The sequence below is a fragment of the Flagellimonas hymeniacidonis genome (assembly GCF_008040165.1).
Taxonomy (GTDB): Bacteria; Bacteroidota; Bacteroidia; order Flavobacteriales; family Flavobacteriaceae; genus Flagellimonas; species Flagellimonas hymeniacidonis.
In genome coordinates, this window is the sequence record NZ_VRUR01000002.1 from 1,535,617 (window position 1) to 1,553,464 (window position 17,848).

Annotated in this window: 18 protein-coding genes and 1 pseudogene; 12 read left to right on the forward strand and 7 right to left on the reverse strand. The window is 37.1% G+C overall.

Annotated elements, in window-relative coordinates:
• Nucleotides 1-27: 27 nt before the first annotated feature.
• The gene (locus FVB32_RS15815) at nucleotides 28-1,053 is read left to right on the forward strand and encodes a TonB-dependent receptor (protein ID WP_246139901.1); all 1,026 of its coding nucleotides are present in this window, start codon (nucleotides 28-30) and stop codon (nucleotides 1,051-1,053) included.
• Nucleotides 1,054-1,087: 34 nt separating this feature from the next.
• A complete protein-coding gene (locus tag FVB32_RS15820; RefSeq protein ID WP_147744798.1) occupies nucleotides 1,088-1,945 on the forward strand; it encodes a hypothetical protein in 858 nt (285 codons plus the stop codon).
• Between the two features lie 70 nt (nucleotides 1,946-2,015).
• On the opposite strand, the gene FVB32_RS15825 is transcribed toward FVB32_RS15820, so the two are convergent.
• A complete protein-coding gene (locus tag FVB32_RS15825) occupies nucleotides 2,016-2,447 on the reverse strand; it encodes an RrF2 family transcriptional regulator (RefSeq protein ID WP_147744799.1) in 432 nt (143 codons plus the stop codon).
• Between the two features lie 122 nt (nucleotides 2,448-2,569).
• Between FVB32_RS15825 and FVB32_RS15830 the strand changes: the two genes are divergently transcribed.
• From FVB32_RS15830 to FVB32_RS15875, 10 genes are all read left to right on the forward strand, one after another.
• The gene (locus FVB32_RS15830; protein ID WP_147744800.1) at nucleotides 2,570-3,076 is read left to right on the forward strand and encodes a c-type cytochrome; all 507 of its coding nucleotides are present in this window, start codon (nucleotides 2,570-2,572) and stop codon (nucleotides 3,074-3,076) included.
• A gap of 12 nt (nucleotides 3,077-3,088) precedes the next feature.
• The gene (locus FVB32_RS15835; protein WP_147744801.1) at nucleotides 3,089-3,673 is read left to right on the forward strand and encodes a fasciclin domain-containing protein; all 585 of its coding nucleotides are present in this window, start codon (nucleotides 3,089-3,091) and stop codon (nucleotides 3,671-3,673) included.
• Between the two features lie 40 nt (nucleotides 3,674-3,713).
• Nucleotides 3,714-5,675: a Sec-dependent nitrous-oxide reductase gene (gene nosZ, locus FVB32_RS15840; RefSeq protein WP_147744802.1), complete on the forward strand. Its 1,962-nt coding sequence runs from the start codon at nucleotides 3,714-3,716 to the stop codon at nucleotides 5,673-5,675.
• Nucleotides 5,676-5,803: 128 nt separating this feature from the next.
• Nucleotides 5,804-6,424 carry a hypothetical protein gene (locus tag FVB32_RS15845; RefSeq protein WP_147744803.1) on the forward strand — a complete coding sequence of 207 codons (621 nt, stop codon included), beginning with the start codon at nucleotides 5,804-5,806 and terminating at the stop codon, nucleotides 6,422-6,424.
• 4 nt (nucleotides 6,425-6,428) lie between these two features.
• Nucleotides 6,429-6,893: a nitrous oxide reductase accessory protein NosL gene (locus FVB32_RS15850; protein ID WP_147744804.1), complete on the forward strand. Its 465-nt coding sequence runs from the start codon at nucleotides 6,429-6,431 to the stop codon at nucleotides 6,891-6,893.
• Entirely contained in the window at nucleotides 6,890-7,354 is a 465-nt protein-coding gene (locus FVB32_RS15855; RefSeq protein ID WP_147744805.1) for a pyridoxamine 5'-phosphate oxidase family protein, read from the forward strand. Before FVB32_RS15850 ends, FVB32_RS15855 begins: the two co-directional genes overlap by 4 nt.
• A gap of 48 nt (nucleotides 7,355-7,402) precedes the next feature.
• Nucleotides 7,403-7,696 (forward strand): cupin domain-containing protein, encoded by a 294-nt coding sequence (locus FVB32_RS15860; protein WP_147744806.1) that lies wholly within the window; start codon nucleotides 7,403-7,405, stop codon nucleotides 7,694-7,696.
• Nucleotides 7,696-8,934, forward strand: coding sequence for a nitrous oxide reductase family maturation protein NosD (locus tag FVB32_RS15865; RefSeq protein ID WP_147744807.1), 1,239 nt, complete (start codon nucleotides 7,696-7,698; stop codon nucleotides 8,932-8,934). Before FVB32_RS15860 ends, FVB32_RS15865 begins: the two co-directional genes overlap by 1 nt.
• Nucleotides 8,931-9,647, forward strand: coding sequence for an ABC transporter ATP-binding protein (locus FVB32_RS15870; protein WP_147744808.1), 717 nt, complete (start codon nucleotides 8,931-8,933; stop codon nucleotides 9,645-9,647). The genes FVB32_RS15865 and FVB32_RS15870 overlap by 4 nt, the downstream gene beginning before the upstream one ends.
• Nucleotides 9,640-10,422, forward strand: coding sequence for an ABC transporter permease (locus tag FVB32_RS15875; protein WP_147744809.1), 783 nt, complete (start codon nucleotides 9,640-9,642; stop codon nucleotides 10,420-10,422). The genes FVB32_RS15870 and FVB32_RS15875 overlap by 8 nt, the downstream gene beginning before the upstream one ends.
• A 96-nt stretch (nucleotides 10,423-10,518) precedes the next feature.
• Here FVB32_RS15875 and FVB32_RS15880 read toward each other — a convergent pair whose 3' ends face one another.
• The 6 genes and pseudogenes from FVB32_RS15880 to FVB32_RS15900 form a co-directional block, all read right to left on the reverse strand.
• Nucleotides 10,519-12,450: an exo-rhamnogalacturonan lyase family protein gene (locus FVB32_RS15880; protein WP_394348888.1), complete on the reverse strand. Its 1,932-nt coding sequence runs from the start codon at nucleotides 12,448-12,450 to the stop codon at nucleotides 10,519-10,521.
• Nucleotides 12,439-13,176: pseudogene (locus FVB32_RS18065) on the reverse strand (exo-rhamnogalacturonan lyase family protein); the annotation flags it as partial. The gene FVB32_RS15880 and the pseudogene FVB32_RS18065, both read right to left, overlap by 12 nt.
• A 59-nt stretch (nucleotides 13,177-13,235) precedes the next feature.
• A complete protein-coding gene (locus FVB32_RS15885) occupies nucleotides 13,236-14,093 on the reverse strand; it encodes an ROK family protein (protein ID WP_147744811.1) in 858 nt (285 codons plus the stop codon).
• Between the two features lie 8 nt (nucleotides 14,094-14,101).
• Nucleotides 14,102-15,367 (reverse strand): MFS transporter, encoded by a 1,266-nt coding sequence (locus FVB32_RS15890; RefSeq protein WP_147744812.1) that lies wholly within the window; start codon nucleotides 15,365-15,367, stop codon nucleotides 14,102-14,104.
• A 27-nt stretch (nucleotides 15,368-15,394) separates the two neighbouring features.
• On the reverse strand, nucleotides 15,395-16,279 hold the full coding sequence (locus tag FVB32_RS15895) for a PIG-L deacetylase family protein (RefSeq protein WP_187269599.1): 885 nt from the start codon (nucleotides 16,277-16,279) through the stop codon (nucleotides 15,395-15,397).
• A 160-nt stretch (nucleotides 16,280-16,439) separates the two neighbouring features.
• The gene (locus FVB32_RS15900; RefSeq protein WP_147744814.1) at nucleotides 16,440-17,837 is read right to left on the reverse strand and encodes a RagB/SusD family nutrient uptake outer membrane protein; all 1,398 of its coding nucleotides are present in this window, start codon (nucleotides 17,835-17,837) and stop codon (nucleotides 16,440-16,442) included.
• Nucleotides 17,838-17,848 lie beyond the last annotated feature (11 nt).

Consider the following 17,848-nt stretch of genomic DNA (forward strand, 5'->3'; position numbering starts at 1 on the left):
CTGAACCGCCATAAGTTTTTACTAAAGTTGGATGGTTTCTACAATCGCTCCTTGGCCGAAATGACCATGTATCCCAACAATCCAAATGAGCAGGAAATGTTCATGCTAACTTGGCCAGATGTACGTACCGTAAATTCAGGTTTTTACGCTGAAGACGAAATCAGTCTCAAAGAAAGTTCCTTAAAACTTTCAACAAGATTGGCGATACAGGGTTTCAATGTGGCAGATGAATTTGGGCTCAACAGTCTTAGAATTTTTTATCCCGAAATGAATCAAAGACAGACTCGCTTTCTAAAAAGTGTTTCCGCAGCTTATCATAGAAAATTCAAAACATTCCATATAAACGGTGGACTATCCTATGGTGATCGTGCACCTTCTGTTTCGGAAGGTTTTGGGTTTTATCTGTTCAATAGTTTTGACAACCATGATTATATAGGTGACCCCGATTTAAAAAATGAAAAGGCCATTGAAACCAATGTCAAAGTATCATTGCCCCTTAAAAAAATAAATATAGGCCTTGAGGCTAATTACTTTCATACTATGGATTTTATCATCGGAGAGGTAAATCCAGATTTGAGTGTTATGACCATTGGTGCTGAAGGGGTCAAAGTCTATAAGAATTTGGAATATGCCGATCTATACAACATTTCTTTGGACACCAAATATGAGATTACCCCAGAACTCCTTTGGACAGGATTAATATCCTACCATAGAGGAACAGATCAGGATGGTCAAAATCTGCCTTTTATAAGTCCAATAGCCTATAATTCAATGGTGCAATATACCTCTGGAACTTTTTCAGGTTCACTTACGATGCGCGGAGCTGCAGATCAAGTAAACTTCAATCCAGTTTTTGGAGAAGACCTTAGTAATGCTTACACCGTTTTTTCAATGGCATTGGGTAAATCGTTCCCTGTAAACAATGATACTGTTTATGTAAAAGCAGGAGTGGAAAATATTTTTGACGAATTCTATTCCACATATACAGATTGGAACAATATACCGCGTATGGGCCGTAATTTTTTTATGACCATTTCTTATGCAATCAATTAAAATCAAAAACAATAATCATACTATAAACAACATAATGAAAACAATTAAAATCTTATTTACCGCACTTATATTATCAATGACCCTTTTCTCTTGTTCAGATAATGATAATGATGACCCCATTCCAATATCCGAAAATCCGCTAGAGGATTATAATATGTTGACCAGCTTTAAAGCCAACAATCATAGTGTAGAAATTTATTCTGAACAACAACAGTTTTCGGTAGGTTATAACGAGCTATTCTTCAGGATTAAGGACAAGGTTTCTGATAGCTATATCAGCAATGCAGATGTTTCTTGGATGCCCATGATGCATATGACCGAGATGACCCATTCCTGTCCAAAATCTTCAGTTTCAACAATCGAAGATAAGTCAGTTTATACTGGTTATGTGGTATTTCAAATGGCTGGAAATGCAAATGAATATTGGGAACTTACCCTGGAATATACCGTTGAAGGGCAAACGTACAATGCAACAGAACGCATAGAAGTTAATGCCCCTACAGATGGTAAAAAGACAGTAAACGTATTTATGGGAAGCGATGATACTAGGTATGTCTTGGCTATGATGCCCATAATACCGGAAGTTGCGGTCAATGACTTTTCAGCTCAGCTCTTTAAAATGGAAAACATGATGTCATTCCCGGTTGTAAAAAATTACAAAGTACATATTGATCCAAGAATGCCTGGCATGGGTAACCATAGCTCACCAAACAATGAAAACCTCATTTTTGACACATCTTCAGATACTTACATGGGAAAATTATCCTTAACCATGACGGGCTATTGGAAAATAAATCTAAAATTGGAAAATGAAGTTGGTGAGGTTTTAAAGGGAGAAGACATCACAGAGGAAAATGAAAGTAGTAGCCTATTTTTTGAGTTAGAGTTCTAAACTATAATTCCGTTTTATTGTTTGTTTAAAAGGCCATCCAAAAAAAGGATGGTCTTTTTATATGAGAAAATTAAAGCGGTAGAAAAGACTTTCCCGCCTTAATATCCTTTACCAAATCTCCAACCGTATTTTCTTCTAAATTCTTTACAAAATTTACTTTAGTGTTGCCCACAAGGTCATGCATTGGGCATGGGTGTTCTGCATCACATTCCTGCAAACTAAGCATGCAAGAAGTGAGTCTATTGTCACCATCCATCACTTGAATAATCTTCATCAAAGGTGTTTTAATATTTTCTTTTGAAAGATAAAACCCCCCTCCCGGTCCCCTAACCGAAGAGACTATATTATGTCTTGACAATTCCTGCAAAACTTTGGACAGATACGCTTTTGGAATATTCGTAGGTGTACTGATATCCTTTGCTAAAATTTTATGGTCTTCGGAAGAATTCACAGCAAGATATAGGACTGCCTTAACTGCATATTTAGAGGAGTTAGATATCATGATGAACAAGTTTTAAAACAAATATAAAGATTAAAAGACATTTTTATCCTTTATATGACAATTATCATGTTTTATGCAATGACTCCATCCTAATTTTGAGCATTTAATAAAAATACCCTTATATGAAAATCAATATCGTATTATCAGCATTAATGTTTTCCGTACTGCTCGTAGGATGTGGTGGTAAAGAAGAAAAAAAGACAGATGGTTTTAGTGTGGATCGCAAAAAATCAACCGAAAAACCGGTAGAAACTCCAGCGGCTGATAATGAAGTTCCAGCTTCACAGAGGATTACACTAGATGAAAAAGGGGTAGGACAAATAAAATCCATTACGCTTGATCCTGAAATTGATATGGAAATGGCAGCTGCTGGAGAAGCTATATACAATACCAACTGTACCGCTTGTCACAAATTGGACAAAAGGTTCATTGGTCCATCCCCAAGAGGAATTATGGAAAGAAGAAGCCCGGAGTGGATTATGAACATGATTCTTGATCCCAAACTGATGACTGAACAAGATCGTTGCGCTAAAGATTTATTGATTGAATTTAATGGAGCTGCAATGGCCAATCAGAATTTAACCGTGGAGGAAACCCGCGCTATCCTAGAATATTTTAGAACATTATAAACTCTAACAAATATGAAAACAGCCAATCTAAAATTTGTATTCGGCGCCGTTTTAGCACTATTAATGACTTTCGGATGTAAAAACGAGCCCAAAACTGATAATTCTACTGTATCCAATACCACAATAAATGATACAGAAGCTAACAAAGAAAAAGGTCAAGCCTTTATTGAAGACGATGGGTCAACACCCAATGTATTGCAAATAGCAATTGGTTCACCTGACCACACTACTCTTGTAGCCGCTGTGCAAGCCGCAAACCTGGAAAATGCACTTGTAAATGCTGGACCACTTATGGTTTTTGCCCCAACCAATGCTGCCTTTGATGCTTTGCCAGAAGGTACAGTTGAAAATTTGTTGAAACCAGAAAACAAAGATGCTTTGGCCAATATCCTTAAACATCATGTTACCGCAGGTAACTACTCTAAGGATTTTCTTAAAAGGTTTAAAAAATTAGGCCAGGCCAATGATCAGAATACCACTGTAGAAGTAAAAGGTGAAGATGTATATGTAGGAGGTGCCAAGATTATAGCCAGTGTCCCCGCAGGAAATGGCATTGTACATGTTGTGGACAAAGTGATTCTTCCACCTTCAGAGTAAATCGATAATCAAAATAAGAACAAACAATAAACAGTAAAAAATGAAAAAGTATAAACATTATGTATTCGCACTTCTTGGAGTGAGTCTATTGCTCGCAGGGTGTGGAAATCAAACTGGTAAAAGCTCCTCAAATGGCGCGCTATCTTCCAGTGCGGCAGAAAAAGTATATGTAGCTCCGGGAGAACAAGATGAATATTACGCATTCCTATCAGGTGGTTATAGTGGAAACCTAACCGTGTATGGTCTACCTTCAGGTAGAATGTTCAAGGAAATTCCTGTTTTTTCGCAATTCCCAACCTCAGGGTACGGATATTCCGAAGAAACCAAACCTATGTTAAATACTTCCTTTGGATTTGTGCCATGGGATGATGCCCACCACCCTGATATCTCTCAGACCAACGGAGAACTGGACGGTAGATGGATTTTTATCAATGGTAACAATACCCCAAGAATTGCACGGATTAGCCTTAGCACCTTCGAAACTGAAGAAATTATAGAGGTTCCCAATAGTGCAGGTAACCATAGTTCTTCATTTATTACGGAAAACACAGAATATGTTGTTGCGGGAACACGTTTCTCAGTACCCGTTCCACAACGTGATATGCCCATAAATGAATACAAAGGAAACTTTAAAGGTGCCTTGTCATTTATCAGTGTTGCTCCGGACAATGGAAGATTGAATCTTGAATTTCAGGTATTGATGCCAGGATTTAACTATGACCTTTCGCACCCTGGTAGAGGAAAATCGCATGGATGGTTCTTCTTCACCACATATAATACTGAAGAAGCCAATTCTTTAATGGAGGTGAATTCCTCGCAAAACGATAAAGATTTTATTGCTGCGATCAATTGGAAGAAGATAGAAGAGTATGTAAAAAATGGAGGGGGTACCAAAATGCCTGCCAATTATGCACACAACGTTTATGATGAGCATACCCATACCGGTACTTCTACCATGAAAAAAGAAGTGTTGACCGTAGACCCAACCGAAGTTCCTGGTGCAGTTTTCTTTTTACCAACACCGAAATCACCACATGGTTGTGATGTAGACCCAACGGGGCAATATATTATCGGAAATGGAAAACTATCCGCAGACCTTACAGTACATTCATTTGATAAAATGATAGCAGCAATTGAAGGTGAGAAATTTGACGGAGAAGCGTATGGCATTCCTATCCTTAAGTTTGAAGATGTTTTGGCTGGAACGGTAAAAAGTGGTGGATTAGGCCCACTACACACCGAATTTGATGCAAACGGAAATGCTTACACCACTTTCTTTATCTCATCAGAAGTGGTAAAATGGAAATTGGGCACATGGGAGGTTATTGACCGTAAACCTACATTCTATTCCGTAGGGCACTTAATGATTCCTGGTGGAAATTCAAGAAAACCATTTGGCAAGTATGTAGTGGCCATGAATAAAATTACCAAAGACCGTTACTTGCCTACCGGACCAGAGATGGAACACTCAGCTCAGATTTATGATATTTCTGGTGAAAAAATGGAATTAATCTATGATTTTCCAACACATGGTGAGCCGCATTATGCTGCCGGTTGTCCCGCAGAATTATTGGCGCCCAAATCCAAGAAAATCTATAGATTGTCGGAAAACAAACATGAATTTGCGACTATTAGTCCAAATGATGCCCGTGTAGAGCGCAATGGCAAAGAGGTCCATATTTATATGTCTACCATTCGTAGTCACTTTACTCCAGATAATATTGAAGGTATAAAAGTGGGTGATAAGGTATATTTCCATATCACCAATCACGAACAAGATTTTGATGTGCCTCATGGCTTCTCGATCATAGGACAAAATACATCAGAACTATTGGTTATGCCGGGCCAAACCAAAACCTCTATTTGGGAACCTAAGCAAGTTGGTGTATGGCCATTTTATTGTACGGATTTCTGTTCAGCGCTACACCAAGAAATGCAGGGGTATGTAAGAGTATCTCCAGCCAACTCTAATATTGAGCTCTCCTGGTCTTTGGGTGAATAAGGAATTATAGATTTATTTTTTTCAAGCTTGAAGCGGGCAGTGCTGGAAGGTCTGTCCGCTTCTTTTACAAATTAGAACAATCAATCAAAACTAATTTCAATTTGTAAATAATTTAAAAGTTTTTAAAGATGAAAAAAGCAAGTATCCTTATGATCGTTGGCCCTTTGTTTCTTTTAGGGTTGTATGCGTTCCCCTTATGGAATATTATGTTGGGTGCTCCTCAATATCCTGAACCTTTAGGAATGAATATCCATATTGATGGTATTCGTGATGTTAACGAGTTCGATTTGCAAAATATAGATGGCCTTAACCATTACATAGGTATGCGAAAATTACCGAAGCCAGAAGAAATGTGGGAGTTTAGCACCTTCCCTATTATTATTGGCGGAATGGTTTTTTTGGGTGTCTTGATAGGCTTGCTGGGATATTTTAAGAAAGTAAGCTATGCATGGTTTATTGGTTGGTTCGTTGTTATGTCCATTTTAGGAGTTCTGGGCATGTACGATTTTAATGCGTGGATGGTAGACTACGGAACCAATCTAGATCCTAATGCCATCATGAAACTTTCAAACCCAGATGGCACACCAATGAGTTACAAACCACCATTATTTGGGCACGCTAAAATGTTGAATTTTGATGTCACCTCGTTGCCATCAACAGGCGCTTGGATGATGTTCACAGGAATGATGCTGATTTTAGCAGCCTTTTTTATGGGCTGGAAAACAACTAAAAAATCTAAAACCCTTTAGACTTATGAAAGGTAAACATATCAATTTCGCTCTTATATTAATACTTCTAATAGCATCTTGTTCGATAACGCCAAAACCCATAAACTATGGTAGCGATGGATGTCATTTTTGTAGTATGACCATTGTGGACAAGCAACATGCCGCTCAATTTGTAACAGAAAAAGGCAAGGCTTTTAAGTTTGATGCTGCAGAGTGTATGATGAATCATTTAAAAGAAATTGATGTCGCAACCGTCTCGCTATTTTTGGTTAATGATTACCATTCTCCAGGAGATTTGATTGATGCCACAAAGGCCACTTATCTTATTAGTAAAAATATTCCCAGTCCAATGGGTGAATACTTAACCGCTTTTGAATCCAAAGCAATAGCGGAAAAAGCTAGAGAACAACATGAAGGTAAGCTTTTTACTTGGACGGAATTAAGCAACCGGTTTGATGTTGGACAAGATGATAAAATTAGTCTAAAATGAATGAAGCCATAAAAGATTTGGACATAGACAACTGTCTTCGACTACTTGGTGAAAATTATATAGGGCGTTTAGGGTTTATCTCATATTCTTGCCCATACATTATACCTATAACCTATTTTCATGATGTGGAAGAGAAAAGCATTTTAAGCTATTCCTCTGAAGGCAATAAAATAGATGCCATGCGGAAATTTCCATCTGTATCCCTTCAAATTGATGAAATTAATACCATACAACATTGGAAATCAGTATTGATACACGGAAAATTTGAAGAACTTAAGGGGAGTACTGCAAAAAAGTACTTGAAAAAATTTTCCCAGGGAGTTCAAGAAACCATATCCAAGAAGATAGATGAAAAGCCTAAATTTATTAGTGATTTTTCAAGCAGACTAAGCGAACGAAAACTACCTATAGTTTTCAGGATTCGTATAAAGGATATTTCTGGAAAGTATCGCGCATCTTAGAGATGATAAGCTTAAGGTAAAAACCATTTTCTTAATCTAATCAATAAAATGTATACAATTAAAGACACTATAAAAAACCAAGGATTTAATAAGCTGAAAGTTGAGAAAGTTGTCAAAACAAATGCTTTGGAAATATTGAGTATTACTTTGGAAAAAGATGCAATTTTCCCAGAGCATACCTCCCCTACCGATGCCCAGCTAATTGTTTTGGAAGGAGATATAGATTTTCATATTCAAGGGAGGACTTTTCAAATAGGGGCACAAAAGCATTTTAGCTTTCCGAAGGAAATTGCGCATTGGGTTAAAGCAAATGCCAATTCAAAATTCTTGATCATAAGATAATGAAACACCTGAGCGGACTACTGGTTTTCTTAATGTTAATTTCTGGGCATACACTGTCTGCAAAAACCATTTCGGTATGTGCCTCCTGTTCTGTAAAATCTATTAAATCGGGAATCGAAATAGCGGATGCATTTGATACCCTTCTAATAAAAAAGGGAACTTATAAGGAGTTCAACATTCTTATAAATAAGCCTTTGACCCTGCTGGGCGATAAATTTCCAGTAATTGACGGTGAAGATCAAGGGGAAATCATCAGAATCGCTTCGGACAATGTGACCATAGATGGGTTGTTCATTATCAACGTAGGGACAAGCTATACTTCAGATTACGCAGCCATTCGTGTAGTAAAAAGCGAAAACTTTCTCATTCAAAATGTGGTATTAGAAAAATTATTTTTCGGGATTTATCTAGAAAAGTCCAATAACGGTAGGGTATACCATAACAAAATCATTGGGGACGCGGTGGATGAGTACAATTCTGGCAACGGAATTCAGCTTTGGTACTCTAAAAATGTAGAAGTAGATCGTAATATTGTTCAGGGGGTGCGTGACGGCATTTATTTGGAGTTTTCGGATAACATCACCATCAATAACAATATTAGTACCAACAATCTCAGGTATGGACTCCATTTTATGTTCTCTAATGATGATATCTATACTAACAATACCTTTGAGAATAATGGTGCCGGAGTTGCTGTGATGTTTTCAAAAAGGATAAAAATGGTGGGTAATACGTTTAAGAAAAATTGGGGAGCCGCAGCTTTTGGAATGCTGTTAAAAGAAATTAATGACGCTGAAATATACGGGAACACTTTTGAGGAAAATACGATAGGCATCAATATAGAAGGCTCTAACAGAATACAATATAAAAACAACAATTTTATTAAAAACGGATGGGCAATCAAGGTATTGGGGGCTTGTTATACCAACACCTTCTCAAAAAACAATTTTCTCTACAATTCTTTTGATATTTCCTATAACAGCAAACTCAACGATAATGTTTTTGACCAAAATTACTGGAGCAACTACACAGGATATGATTTAGACAAAAATGGAATTGGAGATGTTCCTTATAGGCCGGTAAAGCTGTTTTCCTATATTGTGAATAGAACCCCAGAAACCATTGTGCTGCTTCGTAGTCTGTTCATGGATATCATCGATTTCTCTGAAAAAGTTTCACCAGTTTTTACTCCAGATAATCTTCTGGACGCGAATCCGCTAATGAAAAGAACAATATGATTCAAGTACAAGGCTTACATAAAAAGTTTAGCAAGAATCAAGTCCTAACCGGATTGGATTTAGATATTGAAAACGGGGGAATTTTTGCCATACTAGGTCCCAATGGCTCAGGTAAGACCACATTGATAAAGATTATTCTGGGGATGGTTATCGCGGATAAAGGAGCTGTTTCTGTCTTTGGAAAGCCCATTAAAAACAAATGGAAATATCGTCAAGAAATAAAATACCTTCCACAGATTGCCAACTTTCCCAGCAACCTAAGGGTACGGGAGCTTATTAGAATGATAAAAGATTTACGCCAGCAAACTAGCGAAGAAGAGCAACTTATTGAGTTATTTGGGCTGAAACCTTTTTTGGATAAAAAACTGGCTACGCTTTCAGGAGGGACAAAGCAAAAGGTGAATATTGTTTTGGCTTTTATGTTTGATAGTCCTCTACTCATTCTTGACGAGCCAACCACCGGTTTAGATCCTTCAGCTTTAATTAGTTTAAAAGAACTTATTCAAAAAGAAAAAGAAAAAGAAAAAGGCAAAACCATTCTTGTTACCAGCCATATTATGCAATTTGTAGAAGAGGTTGCTGATGAAATTGTTTACCTGTTAGAAGGTAAAATTTATTTTAGAGGTAGCATCTCCGAACTCATGGAAAAAACAACCCAAACTGATTTTGAACATGCCATAGCGGCCATAGCAACCAAAACGACCAATGCTTAAAATTTTAAAATACAGTTTTTACGATTTAATGCGGAGTAGATGGAGCTATGTGTACTTTCTATTCTACTTAGCACTTGGTTTTGTGCTTCTATTCTTAAATAATGATGTATCCAAGGCTGTAATCACATTGATGAACGTGATTATTGTGTTAGTCCCTTTAATCGGGACCATCTTCGGTGTTATGTACTATTATGATTCCAAAGAATTTACCGAACTGTTGCTGGCACAACCCCTAAAGCGTTCATCTATCTTTCTGGGACAATACCTTGGCGTTGCCTGTTCTTTAACCCTTAGTTTAGTATTGGGATTAGGAATCCCATTTCTTCTGTATGGCCTCTTTAAAAGTGATGTTATCTTCGATTTTTCACTACTGCTAGTTACCGGGGCATTTTTAACTCTCATTTTTACAGCAATTGCTTTTAACATTGCCATATCCAATGAAAATAAAATAAAAGGTTTTGGGTATGCTGTGTTAGCTTGGTTGTTTTTGGCAGTAATTTACGATGGGCTGTTTTTAATGTCGCTGATTATATTTGAAGAATATCCATTGGATTCTTTTTCCTTAGCGGCTACCATGTTGAATCCTATTGACCTTTCAAGAACCTTAATCCTTCTAAAACTGGATATATCAGCACTCCTAGGATATACAGGAGCAGTTTTTAAACAATTCTTTGGAACCAATCAAGGCCTCATCATAGCCATATTGATGTTAATTTTATGGACGGTTCTGCCCGTTTGGAGATTGGTATACAAATCAAAGAAAAAGGATTTTTAAAGTCGAAATCTAGTTCGGAATATTAAATAATAGGCTTTAAATTCCTAATAGATTTGACATCTTTAGAATCTTCAATGCTTACAATAAGTATTGTTTCTATTTCGTCTTTTTTGTATTCTCATTATCAAGCCAATAAATTAAATATGGAATGTTGTAGGCATGCGTCCATCCAAAAACTCGAAGACCTTGGTTAATTTCCCAATTGGTAAAGCGTCCAGCACTTTTTGGAAGATTAGACACTTTTAGTAATGCCTCATTATATGAATCCACGGTGTTGTACTCATCGCTGTTTTTAGGCAATCTTCCCACTTCAAGTAGTTCAGCACGTATTATTGCTTCTTCAAAAAATGCTTTATGTCCGCTGAACTCATAACCAATTAACAAAGGATAAATAGTAGCCAAGTAAGACTCCATTTCGTGGTTCAATGGGGGTACATCCCTTATCCAATAGGCATGATTCAGCAGCGCTTTCTTTATCTCTTTTTTACCGGTAATCTGATAGTATTTGTACAAGCCTTGCGCAACATATGTTTGACTATATCCATATCTATCCAATAGTAAATTTCCTCCCTGTTCTTCTTGCAACTGAAGCATTAATCCAACTCTTTCATCCAACTCTTTTTTATACTTAGTAAGTTTGGTAGCATCATATAATTCAACAAGATTTAGTACCGACAAATACAATCTTCTACCTCTTAAATCGTGTTCTCCCCATATACGTTTTAGATAAGTATCGCCTGTCATTTTAGCAACCTCCAAAGCTCGGTGATCACCACTAATATAATATGACGCGATCCACCCTTGAATCCAAACATGGGCGCTAAGCAAAGCATACCAATGTTCGTTGGCATGTCTTCTGCCAATACCTAAATAGGGCGTTGATTCTGGTTCCTCTCTATAATCCCAAAAATCTATAGCATCATTTATCTGTCCTAAATAATTTCTTTTTTTGGGCCAATGTACATTATCCACATCCATGGTATGTCTGCTCATGGCCTGTGCCATATGGAAGTATTTTGCATTGCCAGTTCTCATAAAATTGGTCCATAACATAAAATCAATTGTGGGCTCATTGTTTGTCCATTGAAACCATTTTTTATTGTAGAAATATGTTTTCCCGTCGCCATAATCAAACATCCCATACCACGGCTCATTGTTTTGGTTAAATGACCACCAGTCGTATTTGTACTGCAAAGCGTTTTCAAATTGAGGATACTTATCTGAAAATGGCGCCATATTGCCATACACCTTAGAATTTGAATACCATTCCGGAGTTGCATGAGCTATTGGACTATTGAGTACGTAGTCCATTTTTTGATTTATAATTTTCTCAGATTGATTATCATGAAAATAGTAGAGAAATTCCGTGGTTTTAGTGATTCCTTGAGCAAAATTGTCTAACATTCCACCGTCTGACTCTGTGTTATCACGAGCAAAACTCATAGGTCCATTTTCTAGAGGCCAAATATTTCCCAAGAGCATTTTAGAACTGGGATCAACTTCAATTCCTTTAGGATATTCCTTTAAAAAATTTTTGATTCCAATACTTACTCCTTTTTTACCATCAGAAACATCAATCCAACCTTTTGCCCTTTGTGTTTCATTTACCACTTTTTTGCCTTTTGTTACAACTGCTTTAAATATAGATTTATCACCTGTTAGCATGTTGTCACTTTCTCCATTTTTGGATTTACTCGTATATAAACTTCTCAAGCTCTGCCCATTATTTCTTTCAGGGCCTTTTTGTAAAAGACTTATCTTTTTATTCCCATCAAAGTCGATTTTCTTAACTTCTTCTTCTAAGGATTTAGAATCCCAATTTCCAGTATAAAGCGGTAAAGAAATCTCTGCCTCATCACCAAGATGATATTTAAGCTGAAGCCCACAAGCCGCTATCTGATCATTTGGTTGTGTCCATCCAGGATCATTTGAGGTGTCTTCTGATATTATTTTCTTATTCTGGGTGGCAATATTTGCATGTTCTCCATCCTGTTTTTTATGTTTATCAGGAACACCGGTGTATGTCATCGTATGCAAAACCTTTACATATGTTTTTCCAGCATAAGTGTGCAACCTAATGGTAAATGGCGACAGATTATTATCCTCTCTCCCATACACGTAGGTTCCTTCTACTCTAAAAATCATATGCATGGGACCAGAACCTTTTTCTCTAAAAACTTCATTTATGATTGCTTTTGATGCATCAATACCCGAATCGTCCAAAATATCCAGAAAGGTTCCTCTTTTATTTTCAGGAGCAGAAGCTATCAGTTCATTTTCATCAAACTTGCCATTTTGATCAGAATCAAGATAAACTTCATCTAGAAATCCATTTCCCTGCTTATTTATGGAAAAGGACAATGGTCCTGTATTTACCTTTATACCACCCCTAGGTCTCATGTTGTTTGTAGAAACTATCCTTTCTTTAGACCTCATCGGTTCAACACCTTCTCCGTATTCCAGAATATAATCAGGAGCTACTTCAGAAAAGAAGAATACCCATATCCATTTAATGCTTTCATCTGCTGGCTCCCATGAAGTCACTTCTGTTGTCTGACAAGCTATTTCTTTTCCTTTGGAGTTCAATAACCTAACATTCCCTACAGAATATAGTTCTCCTTTTGGAAACGGAATGCCAATGGTAATAGGGGCTCCTTCCACATTGTTTTCAATGGTAATATTGAGCTCTTTGGTTTCAATAGCAAAGGTTTTTAGACCCATGCAAATCAATAATACCAGTAATGTGTTCTTCATTTTTTATATTTTTTATTTGGCACTGTATTCCCAAATGGGACTACAGTGTTTCAGAATAATTATTCTTGTATTGTTACCTCTAATTTTTGAAAGCATAAACTTGCGGCTCCCAAAATGGCAGATTCTGCCAACTCTGATGTTTCTATTTTTAAATTTTTTATCTGCTCTGGATAGGCAAATAAATTTATCTTTTGATCCATAGATTGCTTAAAAAAAGAATACGCTTTGCGTATTGATCCTCCAAGGATAATAGCTTCGGGGGCAAATAGGTATAAAATCGTATTAATTGCCTCTCCCAAGTGTGTGCCAAATTCTGCGAAAGCAGTTAATGCCAAATCATCACCTTGTAATGCCCTATCATGAATCTCTTTTGCGTTCAGCCCATAATTATCAGTGAAAAAAAAGCTGCTTGTATACTGTTCCAAAATGCTGTCTTTATACGCTATCATTCCTATCTCTCCAGCTCCTGATAGAACTCCATTGTAAATTTCATTGTTGATGATTATTCCCATGCCCAGTCCAGTGCCTATAGAGAGTCCAATAAAATTTTGAAAATCTTTTCCTGTTCCATATAACTTTTCTCCCATTGCAAAGCAATTGGCATCATTGTTTATGTATACAGGAATGCTGTATCTATTTTCTAGGATGGTTTTCAAATGAACTTCTTTCCATGCAGGTATATTCTGTACATCATATACAATTCCTTTTAAAGAATCAACTATGGCCGGTACACCTACGCCTATAGCTTTGGTGTTATTGGTAATCAATCCATCAATGCAATTGAACAAAAGTTCCAGTGTTTGCTTCTCAGAATCCTCTGCATTTACAGACACAAAAGACTGACCGGTAATCGCCCCTTCTTTAACAATGCCCGCGTTGATGTTGGTACCGCCTATATCTACCCCAAGAACCTCCATACCCCTAGCTAATTACTTGGCTTATTTTTTAATTGAATGGTTTTGTTGTTCACTAAGGGTTTTGCCCAGAAACCTATAGATAGTACAAAAGCTAAAGGAATCAGTAAAAAGAACATGCCTATTTTAAGGCTTGAAACTTCACCCAATGCTCCAACCAAAAATGGAATAATCGCTCCTCCTGCTATGCCAGTGCATAAGATTCCTGAAAGCGAACCATGATTTTCTTTTACAGAATTAAGTGCAAGAGAAAAAATAACAGACCACATAACTGATATAAAGAAACCTATTGCCGGAAATGCAAAAAGAGCAACTTTATCGCTTCCTGTAAGGGCTAGAACCAAGAATACCATGGTAATAGCAGTAGCTCCTATTAAGAGTTTTCTACTATCCATAATTTTTAACAACAATAATCCAAGTAAACAACCTACGGTTAGCATAGCCCAAAAATAGGCCACCGTATCGGCGCCAACTGTCTGAGCATCCAAACCATGATATTGATAAAGAAATTGAGAAATCCAATTCCCTACACCCTGCTCCGTTCCTACATAACAAAAGATTCCCAGAAAAAACAGAACTGTCCATTTATTCTTTAAAAGGCTGAAATACGAGCTTGTATCACCAGCTACCTCATCTTCATTCTTTTCATATTTTGGGTATCGAGTAAGAAACACAACAGCCAATAATACAACAGCAATTACAGAAAAGATCATATATAACCCTACCCATGGTAGATTTTCAGGAACCAAATCTCTTATATAACCAGCCATTCCAAATTCATTCGAATCTGTATCAACTACATATTTATATAAAAAAGGACTCAGAAACGAAGCCAAACCAAACACCAGCTGGGCCAGAACAGAGTTGAACGCAAAATGTTCCTCTCCTCCGGCAACCCTAAGCATTGGGTTTATAATGACTTGCAAAACTGCCATACATGAACCTAGGGCAAACAGTGTAATACTGAATACAACATAACTAGGAAAGAAAGCAAACCCCATGGAAGCCAAAGCCATAAATAAAAATGACCATGACAATAAGGTCTTATCGCTATACTTTTCGGATAAAAACCCTGCGGGAATAGACATTACGCCATACGCAATAAAGAAAGCAAAAGGCAATAATCCGGTCAATGTTAGACTAAGGTCAAAACTATTCTTTACATCAACAATTATCGAATTCAGTATGTTGGTTATAAAAGATATTACAAAGAATATCAGCATCACCAAAGCTATTATATGGTAATATCTTTTTGAGGTCGTTTTTTCGCTAGCCATTGGTTTATTGGTTTATCAGGTTGCAGTTTACTTTTTGCCAAGCATAGGAAAGAGTTGCTTTATTTCCTCATCAGTTGGTTGTTTTCCATATTCACATATTTCAAAAAACTCTACATGTTTAGCATTGGCTGTATTCATATTTGGGTACCATTTTTTTATGGCGCTAGCTTCCGTAGCATCCCAAGTTTTTTCTCTTGCCCACCTTTGTTTTAGCCAATTAATTCGTTCGGCTTCTCCCGAAGGAACTTGACTCATATCCGCACCACTTACCCATGGCAACCATTCGAACATCTGAGAGTCATGAGCAGCCAAAGCTCTAACCTTTGTATCAATTACCTCATCTACAACCACTGCGATATCTTTTGAAAATGGATATGGTTTTTGAAAATTATCTTTCATATAGATAAAGACAGGATTCTTTTTTAAAGGTGGCGTATCTGGTGTTACATTGGGCACTATCACCAAATATGCGGCATCTTGAACCGCTATTCCAGCATTTCTATGATCAGGGTGGTAATCGTTGGGGCGTAGACCCAAAACAATATCTGCATCCCATTCTCGAATTTTTCTGATTACCTGATGCCTAACATTTAAAGTTGGAATTAATTCTGCATCATGGTTATCTAATACGTCATACTCAATTCCTAAAATTTCCGCAGCTTTTTTGGCCTCAGCGCGTCTACGTTTTCCAAGAACACCTCCACCCATACTTTGATGTCCAGCATCCCCGTTGGTCAAGGCTACGAACTTTACATTATGTCCCATTTTAGCGAATAGGGCCGCTGTACCGCCAAACTTGGAATCACAGTCATCAGGATGGGCTCCAATAGCAATAATATTCAATACTTTTTTCTCCTGTGCTTGGACCATAAATCCAACGCACATGCAAATAATTAATAAGATATTTTTCATTATATAGTTCTTTATTTAAGGGTTTTAAACTGATAATTGACAGTACAATTTATTTATCTGAGTTCATAATTTTCAAATCAATGTATTACCATATGAAAGCATAAGCAGGTAAAATTTGGTATTGGGGATAACTAAACAAACTCAAATAATAAACTTAAAATTAATTATCATTCTGATCGAAACTAGGATTAATGTCCAATTCTCTTTGTGGAATAAAAAACAGATTTCTGATGTCGCCTGCCTCAATAACATCTGATTCGGCTTCCAATAGCTTTTCAGCAACAACTCCAAATCTTTTTAAATCTGGCCAACGATGGTTTTCAAATGCCAATTCCAATTGTCTTTCATCAAGAAGTTTATCTTCAAAAGAACCTGGCGTAGTTCCATCTATAGCTCCTAATCCTGCTCTTGCCCGAACTTGATTTATTAGGTCGTAACTCTCTGTTGATTCACCTAATGCTTCTGCAAGCATCAACAATACATCAGCATATCTGAAGACAACGAAGTTTACATCTGAATCATTTTCAGTTGGTGGGTCGCTTTCATATTTTCTAACGTAATTCTGTACCACTACTTCTGCATCCACATTGATCCATTCGGTTCCCATGGAGGGTTCAAATCTTAAGTCACCTACCTCATAAGCATTTTCCAAAGTTGCAGTGGGCCTATTTCTTCCAAAACCCTGACCTGTTTGCAAATCTGAACTTGGAGAAAAATCATTGGTAAAAGCACTTCCTTGGCCAATACCTCCGCTTATGAACTGCACTTCAAAAATAGATTCAACATTGTTTTCATTTGATGCACCCCATAAATCCGCATAATTTGGCACCAATGAATAATTGTAGTCATTGATTATTCTACGCAAAACGGTTTCAGCATCTGAGTCCTGTCCTATGGTCAACAATACCTTTGCCAATAGGGTTGCAGCTGCTCCTTTGGTCGCTCTTCCAACATCACTTGCTGGATAAGATATTGGAAGATTCGCTTCCGCAATGGCTAAATCTGTGACCAATTGTGCATAAATTGTATTTGCATCTACTTGAACCAATTCATCACCAGGTACAAACGGGGTTAGTTGCAATGGAATGTTACCAAAGGCAACGGCCAAATGATAGTACATTAAAGATCTAAGGAAAATTGCTTCTCCTATGATTCTATTCTTTAAACTAGCTTCAATATCTATCGGGTCTATTCTATCCAAAATAACATTGCAATTGGCAATTACCCTATAAGAGCCACTCCATGCTATGTCTACCTGCTCATTTAAAGGATCTTCTGTAAATGCATTGATTTCGGTAAATTGTCTTGCTAAACCAGTAGCATCTGGTCCTTGGTCTGTGTTATCGGAGCGCATTTCAAACATGGTCCAATAAGCTCTTCCGTAAACCCCTGGCTCTTGCAGTCCAGCATAACTTGCGTTAAGTGATGCAACAAAATCATTGGCTGTGTTGAAGAAGTCAGCTTCATTTCGATTTGAAATTGGTGCTAATTCCGTAAAGTCCTCACTACAAGCTGATGTAATACACAGCGTTATTAGTATTATGATTATTTTTTTCATCTTTTACAGTT